The organism is Streptomyces sp. NPDC102279, from assembly GCF_044766365.1.
Lineage (GTDB): Bacteria > Actinomycetota > Actinomycetes > Streptomycetales > Streptomycetaceae > Streptomyces.
Map to the genome: position 1 here is coordinate 77,789 of NZ_JBIWLU010000007.1, position 16,274 is coordinate 94,062.

Annotated in this window: 16 protein-coding genes; 6 read left to right on the forward strand and 10 right to left on the reverse strand. The window is 71.6% G+C overall.

Annotated elements, in window-relative coordinates; genetic code table 11:
- Positions 1 to 17: 17 nt before the first annotated feature.
- Positions 18 to 392, reverse strand: coding sequence for a cupin domain-containing protein (locus tag ACIRQH_RS18800; RefSeq protein ID WP_404226600.1), 375 nt, complete (start codon positions 390 to 392; stop codon positions 18 to 20).
- A 195-nt stretch (positions 393 to 587) separates the two neighbouring features.
- Between ACIRQH_RS18800 and ACIRQH_RS18805 the strand changes: the two genes are divergently transcribed.
- Both ACIRQH_RS18805 and ACIRQH_RS18810 read left to right on the forward strand, forming a co-directional pair.
- A complete protein-coding gene (locus ACIRQH_RS18805) occupies positions 588 to 1,034 on the forward strand; it encodes a MarR family winged helix-turn-helix transcriptional regulator (RefSeq protein WP_404226601.1) in 447 nt (148 codons plus the stop codon).
- 172 nt (positions 1,035 to 1,206) lie between these two features.
- Entirely contained in the window at positions 1,207 to 2,067 is an 861-nt protein-coding gene (locus tag ACIRQH_RS18810) for an esterase/lipase family protein (protein ID WP_404226602.1), read from the forward strand.
- A gap of 57 nt (positions 2,068 to 2,124) precedes the next feature.
- Here ACIRQH_RS18810 and ACIRQH_RS18815 read toward each other — a convergent pair whose 3' ends face one another.
- Positions 2,125 to 3,150, reverse strand: coding sequence for a lytic polysaccharide monooxygenase (locus ACIRQH_RS18815; RefSeq protein ID WP_404226604.1), 1,026 nt, complete (start codon positions 3,148 to 3,150; stop codon positions 2,125 to 2,127).
- 253 nt (positions 3,151 to 3,403) lie between these two features.
- Here ACIRQH_RS18815 and ACIRQH_RS18820 point away from each other — a divergent pair, with 253 nt between their 5' ends.
- On the forward strand, positions 3,404 to 3,895 hold the full coding sequence (locus ACIRQH_RS18820; protein ID WP_388869091.1) for a GNAT family N-acetyltransferase: 492 nt from the start codon (positions 3,404 to 3,406) through the stop codon (positions 3,893 to 3,895).
- A gap of 31 nt (positions 3,896 to 3,926) precedes the next feature.
- Here ACIRQH_RS18820 and ACIRQH_RS18825 read toward each other — a convergent pair whose 3' ends face one another.
- A complete protein-coding gene (locus tag ACIRQH_RS18825) occupies positions 3,927 to 4,061 on the reverse strand; it encodes a hypothetical protein (protein WP_358819532.1) in 135 nt (44 codons plus the stop codon).
- Between the two features lie 169 nt (positions 4,062 to 4,230).
- Here ACIRQH_RS18825 and ACIRQH_RS18830 point away from each other — a divergent pair, with 169 nt between their 5' ends.
- A complete protein-coding gene (locus ACIRQH_RS18830; RefSeq protein WP_388930308.1) occupies positions 4,231 to 4,863 on the forward strand; it encodes a class I SAM-dependent methyltransferase in 633 nt (210 codons plus the stop codon).
- Positions 4,864 to 4,962: 99 nt separating this feature from the next.
- Here ACIRQH_RS18830 and ACIRQH_RS18835 read toward each other — a convergent pair whose 3' ends face one another.
- Positions 4,963 to 5,463: a DUF402 domain-containing protein gene (locus ACIRQH_RS18835; RefSeq protein ID WP_358819534.1), complete on the reverse strand. Its 501-nt coding sequence runs from the start codon at positions 5,461 to 5,463 to the stop codon at positions 4,963 to 4,965.
- Positions 5,435 to 6,373: a GNAT family N-acetyltransferase gene (locus tag ACIRQH_RS18840; RefSeq protein WP_358819535.1), complete on the reverse strand. Its 939-nt coding sequence runs from the start codon at positions 6,371 to 6,373 to the stop codon at positions 5,435 to 5,437. Before ACIRQH_RS18840 ends, ACIRQH_RS18835 begins: the two co-directional genes overlap by 29 nt.
- A 71-nt stretch (positions 6,374 to 6,444) precedes the next feature.
- Between ACIRQH_RS18840 and ACIRQH_RS18845 the strand changes: the two genes are divergently transcribed.
- Positions 6,445 to 6,819, forward strand: a complete 375-nt coding sequence (locus ACIRQH_RS18845) for a GntR family transcriptional regulator (protein WP_358819536.1) — start codon at positions 6,445 to 6,447, stop codon at positions 6,817 to 6,819.
- 159 nt (positions 6,820 to 6,978) lie between these two features.
- On the opposite strand, the gene ACIRQH_RS18850 is transcribed toward ACIRQH_RS18845, so the two are convergent.
- A complete protein-coding gene (locus ACIRQH_RS18850; RefSeq protein WP_404226606.1) occupies positions 6,979 to 8,073 on the reverse strand; it encodes a DUF5925 domain-containing protein in 1,095 nt (364 codons plus the stop codon).
- A gap of 165 nt (positions 8,074 to 8,238) precedes the next feature.
- Here ACIRQH_RS18850 and ACIRQH_RS18855 point away from each other — a divergent pair, with 165 nt between their 5' ends.
- Positions 8,239 to 9,666: a xylan 1,4-beta-xylosidase gene (locus ACIRQH_RS18855; protein ID WP_404226794.1), complete on the forward strand. Its 1,428-nt coding sequence runs from the start codon at positions 8,239 to 8,241 to the stop codon at positions 9,664 to 9,666.
- Positions 9,667 to 9,757: 91 nt separating this feature from the next.
- Here the strand turns inward: ACIRQH_RS18855 and ACIRQH_RS18860 are convergent, their stop codons facing one another.
- From ACIRQH_RS18860 to ACIRQH_RS18875, 4 genes are read right to left on the reverse strand one after another with little or no spacing between them, the layout of a single operon-like run.
- Complete coding sequence (locus ACIRQH_RS18860; protein WP_404226608.1) at positions 9,758 to 13,624, reverse strand: lipopolysaccharide biosynthesis protein; 3,867 nt, start codon at positions 13,622 to 13,624, stop codon at positions 9,758 to 9,760.
- Positions 13,617 to 14,414 (reverse strand): polysaccharide deacetylase family protein, encoded by a 798-nt coding sequence (locus tag ACIRQH_RS18865; protein WP_388868961.1) that lies wholly within the window; start codon positions 14,412 to 14,414, stop codon positions 13,617 to 13,619. Before ACIRQH_RS18865 ends, ACIRQH_RS18860 begins: the two co-directional genes overlap by 8 nt.
- A complete protein-coding gene (locus ACIRQH_RS18870) occupies positions 14,411 to 15,439 on the reverse strand; it encodes a glycosyltransferase family 2 protein (RefSeq protein ID WP_388868958.1) in 1,029 nt (342 codons plus the stop codon). Before ACIRQH_RS18870 ends, ACIRQH_RS18865 begins: the two co-directional genes overlap by 4 nt.
- Entirely contained in the window at positions 15,436 to 16,254 is an 819-nt protein-coding gene (locus ACIRQH_RS18875) for a glycosyltransferase family 2 protein (protein WP_358819541.1), read from the reverse strand. Before ACIRQH_RS18875 ends, ACIRQH_RS18870 begins: the two co-directional genes overlap by 4 nt.
- Between the last annotated feature and the right edge of the window lie 20 nt (positions 16,255 to 16,274).

Here is a 16,274-nt window from a genome sequence, read left to right on the forward strand (position 1 = left end):
CGGCGGTGCGCCAGGCCCTAGTTGGCCCAGGGCGGAGTGAGGACCGAGCCGTCGGCCAGTTCCGCCCGCAGGCCGACGGAAGTGGTGACCCAGGCGGTGGCCGGCCGCCCGGAGGTGTTCTCGATGCCGAGCGCGGTGCCCGGGTTGACGATCACGGTGTCACCCGCGGTGACCTGCTCGGTCATGCCGTCGAGGGTGATCAGCAGGTCGCCGGTGAGGAGGTGGAGGATCTCCTCGCGGTCGACGGTGTGCACGGGGGCGCGGAGCCCGGCGGGGATCTCCGTGCGCCAGGCGCACAGCTCCTTGCTCCCGCTGCGCGGAGCGGCGTACGAGACGAACCGGCCGCCGTGGATCTCGTGGACGACGGCTTCCGAAGAGCGGACGACGGGCATGGGGTGCCTCCTGGGTCGGATCGGTCGGTGGGGATCGGGGTCGGCGCCGGGTCCGGACGCACGCGGGACGCGGCGAGGCCGGCCCCGGTCCGTACGGTCGGGCGGACGCCGCACATGGTCAAGCAGCTTGACTATGCGCGTTGACCTAATAGTCAAGCTGCTTGACTGATTCGTCAAGGGTGTTTCAATGCCTGCGTGCAGAACTCCGAGGCCATGGCCCTGTCCGCCGCCCTGCTCGCCACCGCCGGCGAGCTGACTCGACGCATCAACGAGGGTGTGGTCGCCCGCGGATTCGAGGACGTGCGACCCGCCCACGGATTCGCCTTCACCCGCCTCTCGGCGGAGGGGGCGACGGTCACCGACCTCGCCACGCATCTCGGGGTGACCAAGCAGGCCGCCAGTCAGCTCGTCGACGAGCTGGTCCGCAAGGGGTACGTCGAACGCCGGCCGCACCCCGAGGACGCCCGTGCCCGGCTGATCCTGCTGACCGAGCGGGGACGGGCGTGCACCCGCGCGGCGGAAGACGCGGCGGCGGACGCCGTCCGGGCGTGGGGCGAACTACTCGGTGAGGGTGACATGCGCGCGTTGTATACGCGTCTGCTGCGCATCGCGCCCTACGGTCCCATCAGGCCCGCCTGGTGACGGTTTGAAGGACCGCGACATCCTCCACCGCCTACCACTGAAAGTTTTTACTGACGCGTAACTTCACACGTGAGCTACTCGCTCGTAACTTGACGAGTGAACAGCATCCTCGTGATCCGGATCACAGGGCGTACGCCGTCGCAACTCCCTTGAGCCGCAAGGAGATCACACGATGCTGCCCTGGAACCGAGTGCTCAGACCCCTGGCCGCCCTGCTCCTGGCCTCCGCCGTCGCGGTCGTCCCCGCCGCCACGGCCCAGGCCGACTCCGCCCCCAGCAGTGGCTGGAACAACTACTCGTGCAAGCCGTCCGCCGCACATCCCCGCCCCGTCGTCCTCGTCCACGGCACGTTCGGGAACTCCGTCGACAACTGGCTGGCCTTCGCGCCCTACCTGACCAGTCGCGGGTACTGCGTCTTCTCCCTCGACTACGGCCAGCTCCCCGGCGTCCCCCTCTTCAACGGCCTCGGCCCCATCGACAAGTCGGCCGCGCAGCTTCAGGTCTTCGTCGACAAGGTGCTCGCCGCGACCGGCGCCGCCAAGGCCGACCTGGTGGGCCACTCGCAGGGCGGCATGATGCCCCGCTACTACCTCAAGTTCCTCGGCGGAGCCGCCAAGGTGAACACCCTCGTCGGCATCGCCCCCGACAACCACGGCACGACCCTGAGCGGCCTGGCCAACCTGCTCCCGTACTTCCCCGGTGCCGAGGACCTGCTGTCGTCGGCGACTCCCGGACTCGCCGACCAGGTCGCGGGCTCGGCGTTCCTGACCAAGCTCAACGCCGGCGGCGACACCGTCCCCGGCGTCCACTACACGGTCATCGCCACCAAGTACGACGAGGTGGTCACGCCGTACAACTCGCAGTTCCTGAGCGGGTCCGACGTCCACAACGTCCTGCTGCAGAACCTGTGCGGCCTCGACCTCTCCGAGCACGTGGCCATCGGGATCGTCGACCGGATCGCCTACCACGAGGTGGCGAACGCGCTCGACCCCGCCCACGCCTCCGCCACCACCTGCGCGTCCGTGTTCAGCTAGCACACAGCCGGGGGCTGACCGGCCTGAGCCGCCGGTCAGCCCCCGGAGTCCAGCGTCCTAGCGGCCGTGCCGGCCGCCCGGGGTCGCCCGGCGCCGCACCGACGCGAACAGCGTCGCGGCGCCGAGCGCCAGGACGGCGGCACCGCCGACAGCGATGTACGGGGTGGTGGAATCTCCGCCGGTCTCGGCGAGGTCGGCGGAGGCACCGGCGGCCTCGGGCCGGTTCGCCGCGGCGTCCGCCGTGGCCTCCGTGTCCTCGGCGACGCCGGCCGCCTTCGCGCTCGCGGTCGGCTCTGCCGACGTACCGGCGTCGTCGTCGCCGTGACCGCGGTGCTCCACCGTCGACTTGTCGCTGCCGTCCGCGATCTGCTCGTCCGAGGGCGCGGAGGCGGTCGGCGCCGGAGTGGTGCCGCCGCCCGCGCCGGTGCCGTCACCCGTGCCGCCGCTGCCGCCGAACGCCACGTCGGAGCACGAGTAGAAGGCCTCCGGGCTGTCCGAACGCTGCCAGACGGCGTACAGGAGCTGCTTGCCGGAACGCGCCGGGAGAGCACCGGAGAAGCTGTAGAAACCGTTCGAGGCGGTCGGATCGGTGGCCGTCGCGACGGGGTGCGTGAGGTCGAGGTCGGCCCAGGCCAGCGGCTTGGACGCGTCATAGCCGGACTTCGTGATGTAGACCTTGAACGTGCCCTTGTGCTGAGCCGTCACCCGGTACCTGAAGGTGTACGCGCCGCTGCTCACGCTCGTCGCCGGCCAGTCGGCGCGCGCCAGGTCGAGCCCCTTGAACTCCTCGCTGTTGGCGCTGCACAGCTTGCCGTCCGGGATCAGTGCCTGGTGCTGTCCGTTCGCGTCACCGATGCGGATGCCGTTCCAGTCGTAGAGCGCCTGCGTGCCGCCCGCGGCGACCGCCGCCTTGCAGGCCGCCGACTTCGGGTTCTCCGGACCCTCCGCGTAACACTGGGACACCCGGCTCACGGGGTCCCCCATCGTGCCGTGCGCCGACGCGGGCGCGGCGGCCAGCGCGGACAGGGCGAACGGGGCGATGCCGACGGCGGCGACAGCGGCGGCCTTGCGGCGTGCAGACATGAGGGAACTCCTCGAACGATCCTGATACGTGGGGCGAGCCCCGCACGCCATTGCGTGCGGGGATCCCGTGGGGGTGATCAGAAACTAGCCCCGGAAATCCGTGAAATCGCCTGCTGGGGACGGCCGATGGGGATCCTTATGGCGCTGTTAAGGCGGGGCTAACGGGGGGCTCAGGAAGGGGGGTCGGGGGGCATCGGCGCATCGGTGTGCCGGGGACCGACGGGCTGTGGGTAGCGTGCGGGGCATGACGGAGATGCCTGTGGAGCCGGGGGAGCCCGGAAGGCGTGGAGAGCGCCTTGCGGCGTTCGGGGTGCGGCGTGCCGCTGTCGGTGACGTGCCCGTCGTGCGAGCCGTGATCGACGCCGCCTTCGAGCCGTACGTCGAGCGCATCGGGGTCGTGCCCGCGCCCATGGAGGCGGACCACGCGGCCAACGTCGCGGCAGGCCGGGTGTTCGTCACGGGGGAGCCGGTGACCGGGCTGGTGGTCGTCGAGGAGCGACCGGACCACCTGTACCTCGACACCGTCGCCGTGCGGCCCGACGCCCACCGCCGGGGCGTCGGGGGACGGCTGCTGCGGTTCGTCGACGCACACGCGCGTGCCCTCGGCCTGGACGAGGTCAGGCTCTGCACGAACGCGATGATGTGGGAGAACCGGAAGATCTATCCGAAGCTCGGGTACGAGGTCGTCGAGCGGCGCGTGGACGGGCCCTACGACCGCGTCCACTACCGCAAGCGTCTCGGCTGACGGCGGCCGCGCGCCTGTCCGGCGAGGAGGCTCAGCCGTCCGGCCACCAGGTGCGCGCGATGTCCTTGCGGATCTCCGGGCGCCCGGCCGGACGTTCCTCGGCCTCGTCCCGTACACGGCGGGAGTCCGACTTCCTCAGGGGCTTCTGCACGGTCGCACGGCGCATCGCTGCCTCCTCGCGTCTACCGGATCCCGATGGTGTACGGAGGTAGACCTTTCGGGGGAGAGTTCCTCATCGGTGGCGATCTGTCTGTGGCGCCGGTCACGTCCCGCCCCGTCCGACCGCCACGGCGGGCCCCGCCGGACTGTCAGTGGCCGCTGACACGATGGGACGCATGGTGAGCGACAGCGTGACGAATCCAGGGGCGGGCGTCGACTGGGACGCGGAGTCCGCCACGTTCGACGAGGAGCCCGACCACGGCCTGCGCGACCCGGCGGTCCGCGCGGCCTGGGCGGCCCGGCTGCGGACCTGGCTGCCGGACCGGCCGGGAGACCTGCTCGACGTGGGCTGCGGCACGGGCAGCCTGTCCCTCCTCGCGTCCGAGGAGGGACACCGGGTCACCGGAATCGATCTCTCGACCCGCATGATCGACCTCGCCAGAGCCAAGCTGGCCGGCCGTGACGCGGCGTTTCTCGTCGGTGACGCGGCGACACCCCCGGTCGGCGAGCAGCGCTACGACGTCCTCTTCTGCCGCCATGTGCTCTGGACCCTGCCCGCCCCCGGGCGCGTGCTGCGGCACTGGCGCGGGCTCCTGCGTCCCGGCGGGCGGCTCGTCCTCGTCGAGGGCGTCTGGGGCACGGTGCACCCCGTCGGTCTGTCCGCCGACCGGCTGGCCGCCCTGCTCCGGCCGCTGGCCGCCGAGGCGGGCGAGGGAGCCGCGCTGCGCGTGGAGCCGTTGTCGGACGACGCACGGCTGTGGGGACACGAGGTCGACGACGAGAGGTTCGCCGTGGTGGCCACCTTCTGATCCCGGCCACCTGCCGTCACGCGCCGCCCGGCGGACCCGCGTCCGGCAGGCCGCCGGGTCGGAGCCCCTCGAGGGGCCGCCGGTGTCGGCGGAAGCCGCCTACTCCAGCAGCGCTTCGAAACCGCCCTCGCGGGCGAGGTGTTCGAGCTCGTCCAAGGCCTTCTCGGCGGCGGCCGCGGCCGCCGGGTCGGTGGTCGCCAGACCGCTCTCCGCGAACTCGTCCTCGTCCAGCCGCAGGACATCCGTGCCGTCGGCCGAGCGCCACAGGTCCAGGTCGAGATCCTCGACCACCAGCCGCCCCTCGGAGACGGTGGCGGGCCGCGTGACGTCGCAGTACCAGCCCTTCCGTACGCCCGCGGCGTCCCGGACCTCCTTCACCGCGTACCACCGGTCCCGCCAGTAGTACTCGGTGAAGACGTCGCCCCGCTCGAACCGTACGAAGCCGAAGTCCCGGGCGGTGTCTCCCGCCCACGGGGCGCGCACCACCACCCGCGTCCCGTCGTCGGCGAGCAGCTCCGCCGGGTAACTGATCTTCGTACGGCCCGCCTTGACGAGCACGATCTCCACCGTGTCAGGCGCTCCCGCCGAGTTCGTGGACATACTTCACCTCCGTGGCGCACACGTCGTAGCCGAACCACTTGTTGATCGCGAGCATCGGTCCGTTGCCCGTGTCGTTGCCGGTGAACGCCTCTCGGTAGCCGGCCGCGCGGGCGCGGTGCAGGGAGTGGTTCTTGGCGAGCTTGGCGAGACCGCGGCCCCGGAAGGCACGGGCGGTTCCCGTCATCACGGTGCCGTAGCGGGTGCCGCCGTCGGTGCGGGCCGCGCTGAACGCCGCCGGGCGGCCGTCCACCAGGGCGACGGAGGTCAGCTCGTGGTCGAGGAGCGGATGATGCCAGGTCTCCTCCAGCCAGGCCTCGTAGTCCGTGAACTCCCGCTCGACGTCGCTGGGTTCGTCGAGGAGCGTCTCCGCGTCCAGGGTGAACAGCGGGCGCGGGTCGTCCGCGAAGTCCGCCCCCGTGCGCAACTCGACGCCGGGGGGCGGGGACTGGAGCGGCGGCAGGGTGCCGTTCGCCAGGTCGAGGCGGAGGAAGTGCGCGGAGCGGGCCGAGCGATAGCCGCGCTTCTCCGCGAAGTCGCGGTTCGCCGGTGCGTCCAGCACCCAGGCGAACAGCCGGGTCGCGCCCAGGGCGGCGAGCCGCTCCTCCGCGGAGCGCACCAGCAGCGAACCCGCACCGCGGCCCGTCCGCTCCGGGTGCACATAGACGTTGACGTAGGCCTGGCCGGGCTCGGGGCTGTCGTACACGAGGCCCACCTGCGCGGTGCCGACCGGCTCGCCGTCCTCCAGGGCCAGCAACGGCTGGTAATGCGCGTCGGGATGGGCGTGCTCGACGTCGTAGACGATGGACTGCGGGGTGAAGAGCATGAAGGGGAGAGCCTCGTGACGGATACGCGCGAAGCTCGCGGCGTCCACCGGGTCCCCGCGACGCACCTCACGGATGATCAGTGTCATGGCAGCGCACGCTACGGGGAGGCCGCGTGCGGGTGCCTCTCATTTTTCCCGGGGTGCGGGACAATCGCCGGGTGACCCTGAAGATCCACATCGCAGAGGGGGCCGCGCCGTACGAGCAGGTGCGCGCCCAGATTTCCGAGCAGGCCAGGTCCGGCGCGCTGCCGGTCGGCCACAAGCTGCCCACGGTGCGGGGGCTGGCCGAGTCGCTCGGCCTCGCGGCCAACACCGTCGCCAAGGCCTACCGGGCCCTCGAGTCGGACGGGGTGATCGAGACGCGCGGCCGCAACGGAACGTTCGTGGCCGCCGCCGGGGACGCCGCGGCGCGCGAGGCGGCGTCGGCCGCGCAGGCCTATGCCGACCGGGCGCACCGCCTCGGGCTGACCGAGACCGCCGCGCTGGCCGCCGTACGGGACGCCCTGCGCGCGGCGTTCGAGAAGAACCACTGAGGCCGCCGGGACCTCCCCGGACTGCGGAGGACCGGCCGGCGTCCGGACGCCCCGGGAGCGCCGGGGTGCCCGGACGACCCAGGACTGTCCGTACCTGCGTACCTGCGTACCCCGGACTCGGCGTCCCGGAGGGGCGACGGCCGGGAGCCCCCGGGGCTGCTACAGGTACAGCCCCGCGTCCGCGCCCTCGCGCTGGTCCGGGACCGATGTCGGCGTCGTGCCCCGGCGCAGCGCGTACAGCTCGGCGAGGGTCGCGCCCTCGCGCGGGACGCCCTCCTCGGTGCCCAGCCAGCCGACCGACTCCCGGCGCGTCAGCGGTCCGACCTCGATACGGGCGAGGCAGCGGCCGGGGCGGACGACGGCGGGGTGGAGACGCTCCAGGTCCTCGTTCGTCGTGACGCCCACCAGGACGTTGCGGCCCTGGCCGAGCAGGCCGTCGGTGAGGTTGAGCAGCCGGGACAGGGCCTGGCCCGCCGTGTGCTTCGCCTCGCCGCGGATCAGCTCGTCGCAGTCCTCCAGGAGGAGCAGCCGCCAGCGTCCCTTGCCCGTGCCGTCCTCCTCGCCGATCGCGATGTCCATCAGATAGCCGACGTCGGAGAAGAGCCGCTCGGGGTCCAGCACACAGTCCACCTGGCACCAGTCGCGCCAGGAGCGGGCCAGCGTGCGCAGGGCGGACGTCTTGCCGGTGCCGGGCGGGCCGTGCAGCAGCAGGAGCCGGCCCGCGATCTCCTCGGGGGTCGTCTTCATCAGGCCGTCCATCGCGTCCGCGACCGGCGCCGTGTAGTTGGCGCGGACCTCCTCCCACGTGCCGGCGGAGATCTGCCGGGTGGTGCGGTGCGGGCCGCGGCGCGGCGACACGTACCAGAAGCCCATCGTCACGTTCTCCGGCTGCGGCTCCGGCTCGTCCGCGGCGCCGTCCGTCGCCTGGCTCAGCACCTTCTCGGCCAGCTCGACACTGGTCGCGGTCACGGTGACGTCCGCGCCTCTGTTCCAGCGGGACACCAGAAGGGTCCAGCCGTCGCCCTCGGCGAGGGTCGCACTGCGGTCGTCGTCCCGCGCGGAGCGCAACACCCGGGCGCCCGGCGGGAGCAGGGTGGCTCCGGACCGTACACGGTCGATGTTCGCGGCGTGCGAGTGCGGCTGCTCGCCCGTCGCGAAGCGACCGAGGAACAGCGCGTCGACGATGTCCGACGGCGAGTCGCTGTCGTCGACGTTGAGCCTGATCGGCAGCGCGTCGTGTGGGTTCGCAGACATGCCGCCATGATCCGTCACGCGGGCGTCCCATGCACCCGGTTTCCGCACTGCGTCGCGTGTGTCGCGTGGGGCCCGCTCTTCCGGTGTATCCCTTCCATCCTGTTACAGGGCTGTACGGCGGCAGACCTGTCGCGCGCCCGATTCCCCCCGTTACTGTTGCCCATGATGGGACGTCATGGGTGGAATTCGGGGGAACGACGGTGGCGCCTGACCGCGCTGCTCGGCGTGGGCGCGGCCGTACTCGCCCTGGTCGTGACGCTGCTCAACACCCTGCCGGGGGACGGCAGGAGCACCGCGGGCACGACCCGCGACGGGGACAAGGTGCACGGCACACCGGTGACCCCGCCCCAGACGCCCCGCCCCGATGTGGGCTGGGGGTTCACCCACACCCAGTACAGCGCCGACGAGGGCGACGACGCGGCCACCGAGCGGGTCGAGGGACTGCTGGGCCGTGACGAGGTGTCGCTGCCGCAGAACCAGCACATCATGGGCTGGGGAGCGGGCAACCCCGAACCGGCCGAGGGGCGTTACGACTTCTCCGAGATGGACAGCCGCATCGACTTCGTCCGCAGGTCCGGCGGCACCCCGGTCGTGACCCTGTGCTGCTCCCCGGACTGGATGAAGGGCGGCAAGGCCGGGGCGGACCGGACGGACTGGAGCCAGGCGTCCCTGGAGACGGCACCGGAGCCGTCGCACTTCGCGGACTTCGCCGCCCTCGCCGCGACGGTCGCCCGGCGCTACCCCGACGTACGCCACTTCATCGTCTGGAACGAGTTCAAGGGCTTCTGGAACGACAGCGAGGGCCGCTGGGACTACGAGGGCTACACCAAGCTCTACAACCTGGTGTACAAGGCGCTGAAGAAGGTGGACAAGGACATCATGGTGGGCGGCCCCTACCTGGTCATGGACAGCTTCGACCCACGCCAGACGCAGGACGCGTCCACCACGGTGAAGGGGACCTGGGGCGCCATGGACCAGCGGGTCCTCGACGCCTTCGCCTACTGGAACGAGCACAAGGCGGGCGCCGACTTCGTCGTCGTGGACGGCTCCAGCTACACCAACGACGACGAGACGCTGCCCGACGAGTTCGCGGCCACCGACAAGTTCACGGCCGTCAGCAGATGGCTGCGCGCGCAGACGCACGGACTGCCGCTGTGGTGGGCCGAGTACTACGTCGAACCGGCCGACTCCAAGGACGAGCGCAAGGGCTGGTCCGAGACCCACCGCGTCGCGGTCCAGGCGAGCGGGATGATCGCGATGGTCAGGGGCGGAGCCTCGTCCGGCTTCTACTGGAACCCGGAGAAGGAGAAGGGCGCCGGCTGCCCCGGCTGCCTGTGGACGCCGACCGACACCGCCGGCGGCGGCGGGGACCTGCCCATGTACGACCTGATCTCCCGCTTCGGCAAGGCGTTCCCGCCGGGCACGGCCTACGAGAAGGTGTCCGTCGCCGCCGACGACGTGCCGAACGTGCGTGTCCTCGCCACCGACCGGACCGTCCTCGTCGTCAACACGCGGGACCGCTCGATCAGCGCGAAGGTCGACGGGAAGCGGTTCGAGCTGGGCGCGTACGCGGTGAAGTGGCTCAGCCGCTGACCGGGCCGGCCGACGGCACCGCGACGTGAGGAAGTGGCCCGGCCGTCGTACCGGCCGGGCCACCTCACCCGCGCGCACCGCTCCCGGGCTCCTACTTCATCGTCAGGAACCGCTGCACCAGTGAGGCCAGCAGGACCGCCAGCAGCGGCAGGGAGAACCAGAAGCTGCTCTGGATCCACCGGAGTTGCCGCACACCGGGCCGCACCGCCACCCGTACGACCTCCCGTGCCGTCAGCAGCACGATGAGCGCGACCGCGGCGAGACCGCCGACGACCGACCACGGCGTCCACGTCACCTGCGGCCCGATCGGACCCGGTTCGGCCCGCGGGACCCTGCCCTCCGGCCGCTCGCGGAGCGCGTACATCGTGACGTCGTCGTTGACCAGGACCTTCCTCAGCTCCGGCCGCTCGTCGAGGTGCGTGATGAGCCGCGACTCCCACGTCGCCGAATAGCCGACGTCCAGCTGGAGGTAGACCACCTGACTGCGGTTGATCATCAGGTACGAGTTCGGGCCCGCGTCCTTGAGCGACTTGACGAGTCCGGACACCAGCACCGGGTCGGCGGGCGCGAGCGTGGGAACGTACTGCACCTTCTCCATGTCCTTGGCGCCCCACGGCATCGCGGGCGTCACGTTGTCGAGCGTGTCGTTGCTCAGCCACAGCAGCCGGGCCGTCGGATCGTCGTGCGCGTACACGTAGTTCATGGCCGTGACCTCGCCCGGCCGGATCCGCTCGAACGACTCGTTGCCCCAACGGGCCACCAGGAAGCCGCCCATGAGGAGCAGGCCCGCCAGCAGCGCGGCGACCGGGGCGAGACTCATCCGGTCCTTCTCCCGCTCCTTCGCGGTGACGCCGGTACGCGGGAACAGGGCGAGTCCGGCGAGCAGGGCGGCACCCGGCACGGCGAACATGAAGACCCGCAGCGCCATCTCGCCGCCGTACGACTGCATGCCGAAGCCGAGGAACGGGACGAAGGTCAGCACGAGCAGCGACCGCTCGCGGTACCGGTGCTCGCGCCGCCGCCACCATCCCCAGCAGGCGAAGGCCATCATGCCGCCGGCCAGCAGCACCCGCGTGTACAGCACGAGCTTGTGCGTCGAACTGCCGCCCTGGATACGGCCGGAGACCGACGTCGACACGTTGCTGCCGACGCCCCCGACACCTCCGAACAGGTCGTCGAAGTGGCCCGACCAGTACGGCTCGGCCATGAATCCGACCCAGGCCGCGACCAGGACGGCGAACAGGATGGGCAGACCGCGCAGTTCGGAGCGGCCGACGAGGACGAGGACCGCGAGCACGCCCAGCATCACGAACGGGGTGAGCTGGTGCGCCGGCACCGTGGCCGCGAACAGCCCGATCAGGACCATCAGGAGCACGGCCTGCTGGCGCCGGTCCGTCGGCTCGACCTCCGCCTCGCCCGGCCGCCGCTTCGTCCACAGCACGCGCGGCGCCCGGAACCACACGAGCAGGATCGCCACGAACACCAGGTACAGCAGGTAGGTGAAGCCCTGCGGCGAGAAGTAGTCCTGGCCCACCCAGCCGCACAGCGTGAAGAACCAGATGCCCGTCCACTTGGCGCGCCAGCTCGCCCGCATCGACCGGACCAGCAAGAACATCGGCGCCAGATAGAGGAGTTGGATGGTCATCGGCCACCAGCGGATGACCTCGGACAGATCGGAGACCCCGCACGCCTTAGCGACGAAGGCGGCCACCGCGAAGAAGCCCGGCCAGCTCCAGCGGGCGTCCAGGTCCGGCACGGCGGACCCCGTGCGGTCGATGTAGTCGAGGAAGCCGAGATGCTGCCAGGCGGTCGCGAACCGCGGATCGGTCTCGATGACCGCGGGGAGCGCGTGCAGCGACACCACCGTGGCGAGCAGCGTGACCAGCAGCAGACCCCGGTGCTCGCGTTTCATCCAGAGCAGCGAACTGAACACCGTGACCAGCAGGGCCGCCCCGATCAGCGTCGGCGGCGGGAGCACCGAGATCAGGCCCAGGCCGCCCATGTCCGTCAGCGAGTCGTCGTCGAGGCCGAACGCGGGGACCCAGTAGAGAAGCAGCGCCGAGATCAGCAGGAAGCCGAGGACGACGCCGGGCCTCGACGGACGCAGGACGCGCTCACGCCAGGACAGCGGAGGGTCGTCCGGTGGCTGCCGGTCCTCCTCCGCCCCGTCCGCCGCGACCGGGTCGGCGGCCGACGCGCCCTCCGCGGAAGCGGCCCGTACCCCGGACGCGGCACCGCCGGGTCCCTCCGTCTCGAACGGGGCGTCGACCTCCGGCACCTCCACCGGACCCAGCGAGGCCTCCGAACCCGGCTCGCGCGCCTCCACGGGCAGCCCCACGGACGGCTGCCGCTGCGCCCACGCGGGGCGGCGCTCCGCGCCCGTCCCGGTGCGCACCGCGGGTGTGCCGGTCGGCGGCGTGCCCGGCCCGGGGCGTACGTCCGGACGGCGTTCCAGGTGGTCGAGATCGATGTGCAGGCCCAGAGCCAGGGTGTCCGAGTCGAGCGGCCGGGCCGGGCCCCGCTTCGGCTCGCGCGCCGCGGCGACGTCGCGCGCCCCCAGGTCGGCGAGGTCCCCGTCCGGCGCCGCGTCCGCCGGAGGTTCGGCGGGCGGCGCGGTCCGCACGATCCTGAACAGCCTGGGTGCGGCGATCGTCACGATCACCGCGAGGCTGGAGATCTCCGCGACACCCGCGCCCGTCAGACCCATCCGGGGCAGCAGGATCACCGTGAGGCCGAGCACCAGAAGGCACAACAGGCCCTGCAGGTAGGCGAGTCCGGAGGTGCGGCTCTGCGCGCGCAGTACGGCGAAGTAGGTCTCCATGACCACCCGCAGCAGCGCTCCGACGGCGAACCAGCGCAGCAGCGGTGTGGCCGCGTGCGCGTACCCGGCGCCGAAGACGTGCAGGATGTACGGCGCGCCGAGGAACAGCAGTCCGCACACCGGCAGCATGATCCGTGCCATGCGCCTGAGCGCGGCCCGGGTGTTGGCGGCGAGCCGCGCCGGATCGTGCGACCCCTCCACCGTCAGCGAGGCACCCATGTTGATGGCGAGCAGGTTGACCGTGCCGCCTATGGTCGTGGTGATGTAGAAGTACGCGTTGTCGGTGGAGCTGACCTGCGAGGCGACGATCACCGGGACGAGATAGACCACGGCGAGCGAGAACAGCGACCCGGTGTAGTCGCCGGCGAGGAACCGGCCGATCTCCTTGAGGGAGGGCGGCTTGGTCTGGTTCTCCGTCGCCTTCACGTGCCGGGGGACCAGCCGGCGGAACACCAGGATCCCGAGCGGCACCACCGACAGGGCGATCGCCGCGACCCAGGAGACGAAGACGCCCGAGGTGGGGATGGCGGCGGCGAGGCCGATCAGCAGTGCCAGCTTCACCGCGGAGAACACCGTGTTGCCCACCGGCACCCACAGCGCGTTGCGCAGTCCCGTCAGCACCCCGTCCTGCAGGGTCAGCACCGACCAGGCGACCACCGCGAGGACGAAGCCGATCCCGTGCAGCGGGCCGTGCAGGAAGCGGTACGAGGGACCCCACAGGTTCAGGGTGAGCAGGAAGATCCCGGCGGCCAGCGCCACGACGACCGAACTGCCCGCGTACGTACGCAGAATGAGCCGGCCCGTCGCGCGCCCCGCGACGGGGATGAAGCGGGCGAGTGCTCCCGTCAGGGTCACCGCGGTGATGCCCGCGAGGAGTTTCATCGCGGCGATGGCGGCCGAGCCCTGGCCGACCGCCGACTCGGTGTAGTAGCGGGCGGCGATCAGCCAGTACCCGAGGCCCAGCACCGCGGAGATCCCGGTGTTGAGCATCAGGGCGTAGGCGTTGCGGAACAGGGGGCTGCCGCCTCCGCCGCCCGTGCGGCCTGTGCCGGGCAGACGAAGGCGGCGGCCCGGCCGCCGCTCGGGTGCCTCGGGCGCGGTGGTCGAGGCCTGGGCTGTGGTGGTCGTGTCAGACACGGGAACGGATGGCCTTCCGGCGGACCTGTCGTGCTCTTCGGACCATGGCGTACCCCTTGGTGAGGGCGCGGTCCCGGGCGAAGGTGCGGGCGATCGAACGGCCCTCGACCAGCCGCTCGAACTCCTCGATACCGGTCGTGCGGCGCACGGTCACACGTTGCAGGGCGTAGGGACCCTGGCGGCGGCGGGCGAGACCGTTGCCGACGGCGAGCGACTGGGCGAACCCGGCCGCACGCACCGAACGGCGCACCCGTGCGCTGGAGTAGCCGTACGGGTACGCGAACGAGACCGGCAGCGAACCCAGTTCACCGGCGATGATCTCCCGGCAGCTCCGCAGCTCGGACCGGAGCGCGTCGTCCGCGATCTGGTCGAGCTGCGGATGGGTGTGGCTGTGACCGCCGATCTCCACCTGCTCCCCGGCGAGTTCGCGTACCTGGTCCCAGTCGAGCATGGTGTCGAGCCCGCCCCCGGTGTCGTACGCGCCCCTGATCCACCCCGTGGAGACGAAGAGGGTGGAGGCGAAGCCGTACTTGGCGAGGGCGGGCAGCGCGTGCCGGTGCACGCCCTCGTAGCCGTCGTCGAAGGTGATGAGGACGGGGTGTGCGGGCAGCGGGGCGCCCGAGCGCCAGGCCGCCGCCAGCCGGACGGTGTCGACGGGCGTGAACCCGCGGTCGTCGAGCAGCGCCATCTGCTCGGCGAAGGCCTCGGGCGCGACGGACAGCGCCCGGGTCGCGTCGTTCGGCGTCCGCGCGACCGAGTGGTACATCAGGATCGGTACCGGTCCGTTCATGCCGCCGCCCCCTCGTCGTCCGCCCCCTCCTCGTCCGCCGCCTCCTCGACCGCCGCGACGGGGACGACCGAGAAGACGGCGCCGCTCCGGCGGGCCCGGACGCTCCCCGCGACATACCCGCCGGCCGCCGTCAGTACCCCGGCGACGATCGCGCCCGCGCGGCCGGCGCCGCCGGGACGGGCCAGGGCCGCGTCCCGCAGCCCGCGCAGCACGCCGACGGGCAGCACCCGGGTGGTGTAGCGGCGTTCCGACTCCAGTCCCTTGCCGGCGCCCACACTTCGGGCGACCAGGGCCTTGGAGAGACCTTCGGCGTAGGCCCGGGTGCGGAAGTAGCCGAACTGCTCGCGGGCCGCGGGCACCCGATGGTGGATGACCGCCCGGTCGTCGATCAGCAGGACGGCGTCCGGCCGGGCACGGGTGAGCCGGATGCACAGCTCCGTCTCCTCGCAGCCCAGCGGACGCTTGTCGCCGTCGCGGCCGATCCCGGTCGCGAAGCCGCCCGCCGCGTCGAACGCCGTGCGGCGGAAGGAGGCGTTGCCGCCGAGGACGTTGCGGACCCGGACCCGGCCCGGTGGCAGGCCCTTGTACGTGCAGCCCACCACCCAGTCGAACTCCTCGGGGAACCAGGCCGGCCGGCGGCCCGACGCCCAGACGGGCATCGTGCGGCCGCCGACGGCCATCACCCGCGGGTCGGCGTAGCCCTCGGCGAAGTGCCGCAGCCAGTCCCGCTCGGCGACGGCGTCGTCGTCGAGGAAGGCGATGACGGAGCCGTGCGAGGCGGCGATCCCGGTGTTGCGCCCTGCGGACAGACCGCGGGGACCCGCGTTGGCGAGCACCCGCACCCCTTCGGTCTCCTTGTACTCCCCGGCCAGCCGCTCCAGCAGAACGGCGTTGTGGTCGACGACCAGCAGTGTCTCCAGGGCGGGCAGGGACTGCGCCCGCACCGAGGAGACCGCCGCGAGGATGTCCTCCCAGCGGTCCTCGGTGTACACGCAGATCACCACGGAGATGTCCCGCGTTCTCAAGACACCTCTCCCCGGCCGGAGTCGAGCTGATGGGCGTGCGGTGTCCGGCGCAGCGCACGCCGGTTGGACCGCTCCTTGAGGATCACCTTGAGCACCCGGATCCCGTCCCGCACGGCGCGCAGGTTGCTCGAGCCGTGGATGCGGAGGTACTCGTGGCTGGGTATCTCCTGCACCTTGAGGCCCGCCTTGACGACCCGGATGTTCATCAGGGTCTCGACCTCGAAGCCGGTGCAGTCGAGTTCGATCTTGTCGAGGCAGTGCCGCCAGAACGCGTTGTAGCCGTAGCAGAGATCGGTGTAGCGGGCGCCGAACTTGGCGTTGACGGTCGCGCAGAGCACACGGTTGCCGAGCTTGCGGATCGGAGTCATGTCGGACGTGCCGCCGCCGTTGGCGAACCGCGAGCCCTTGGCGAAGTCCGCCCCGGACACCAGCGCGGAGACGTACGAGACGATCTCGTGTCCGTCGGCCGAGCCGTCCGCGTCGACCATGACGATGATGTCGCCGGTGCACGCCGCGAATCCGGTGATCAGCGCGTCGCCCTTGCCCCTGCCGAGCTGCTTGACGACCTTGACGTCCGGCCACAGCTCCCGGGCGACCTCGACGGTGTTGTCGGTGGAGTTGCCGTCCACGAGGACCACTTCGTGGATCCACGACGGCAGCGTCTTGAAGACGTACGGGAGATTCTCCGCCTCATTCATGGCGGGAATCACGACACTCACCGGTGGCGCGATGGCCAGGTGAGAGGAGATCGGCCGGTAGTTCGCGGCCACTAACGGATCGTCGCCCGAGATGGCTGGGCGCAGGACTGAGCTCATGAGTCTGGTCCCTCTCGTCC

Excerpts from the sequence above, each read along its gene's own strand:
- ACIRQH_RS18865 (WP_388868961.1), bottom strand. The coding sequence starts at position 14,414 with ATGAACGGACCGGTACCGATCCTGATGTACCACTCGGTCGCGCGGACG.
- ACIRQH_RS18875 (WP_358819541.1), bottom strand. The coding sequence starts at position 16,254 with ATGAGCTCAGTCCTGCGCCCAGCCATCTCGGGCGACGATCCGTTAGTG.
- ACIRQH_RS18835 (WP_358819534.1), bottom strand. The coding sequence starts at position 5,463 with ATGTCCACGAACTCGGCGGGAGCGCCTGACACGGTGGAGATCGTGCTC.
- ACIRQH_RS18830 (WP_388930308.1), top strand. The coding sequence starts at position 4,231 with ATGGTGAGCGACAGCGTGACGAATCCAGGGGCGGGCGTCGACTGGGAC.
- ACIRQH_RS18840 (WP_358819535.1), bottom strand. The coding sequence starts at position 6,373 with ATGACACTGATCATCCGTGAGGTGCGTCGCGGGGACCCGGTGGACGCC.
- ACIRQH_RS18850 (WP_404226606.1), bottom strand. The coding sequence starts at position 8,073 with ATGTCTGCGAACCCACACGACGCGCTGCCGATCAGGCTCAACGTCGAC.
- ACIRQH_RS18815 (WP_404226604.1), bottom strand. The coding sequence starts at position 3,150 with ATGTCTGCACGCCGCAAGGCCGCCGCTGTCGCCGCCGTCGGCATCGCC.
- ACIRQH_RS18855 (WP_404226794.1), top strand. The coding sequence starts at position 8,239 with ATGGGACGTCATGGGTGGAATTCGGGGGAACGACGGTGGCGCCTGACC.
- ACIRQH_RS18800 (WP_404226600.1), bottom strand. The coding sequence starts at position 392 with ATGCCCGTCGTCCGCTCTTCGGAAGCCGTCGTCCACGAGATCCACGGC.
- ACIRQH_RS18820 (WP_388869091.1), top strand. The coding sequence starts at position 3,404 with ATGCCTGTGGAGCCGGGGGAGCCCGGAAGGCGTGGAGAGCGCCTTGCG.
- ACIRQH_RS18810 (WP_404226602.1), top strand. The coding sequence starts at position 1,207 with ATGCTGCCCTGGAACCGAGTGCTCAGACCCCTGGCCGCCCTGCTCCTG.
- ACIRQH_RS18825 (WP_358819532.1), bottom strand. The coding sequence starts at position 4,061 with ATGCGCCGTGCGACCGTGCAGAAGCCCCTGAGGAAGTCGGACTCCCGC.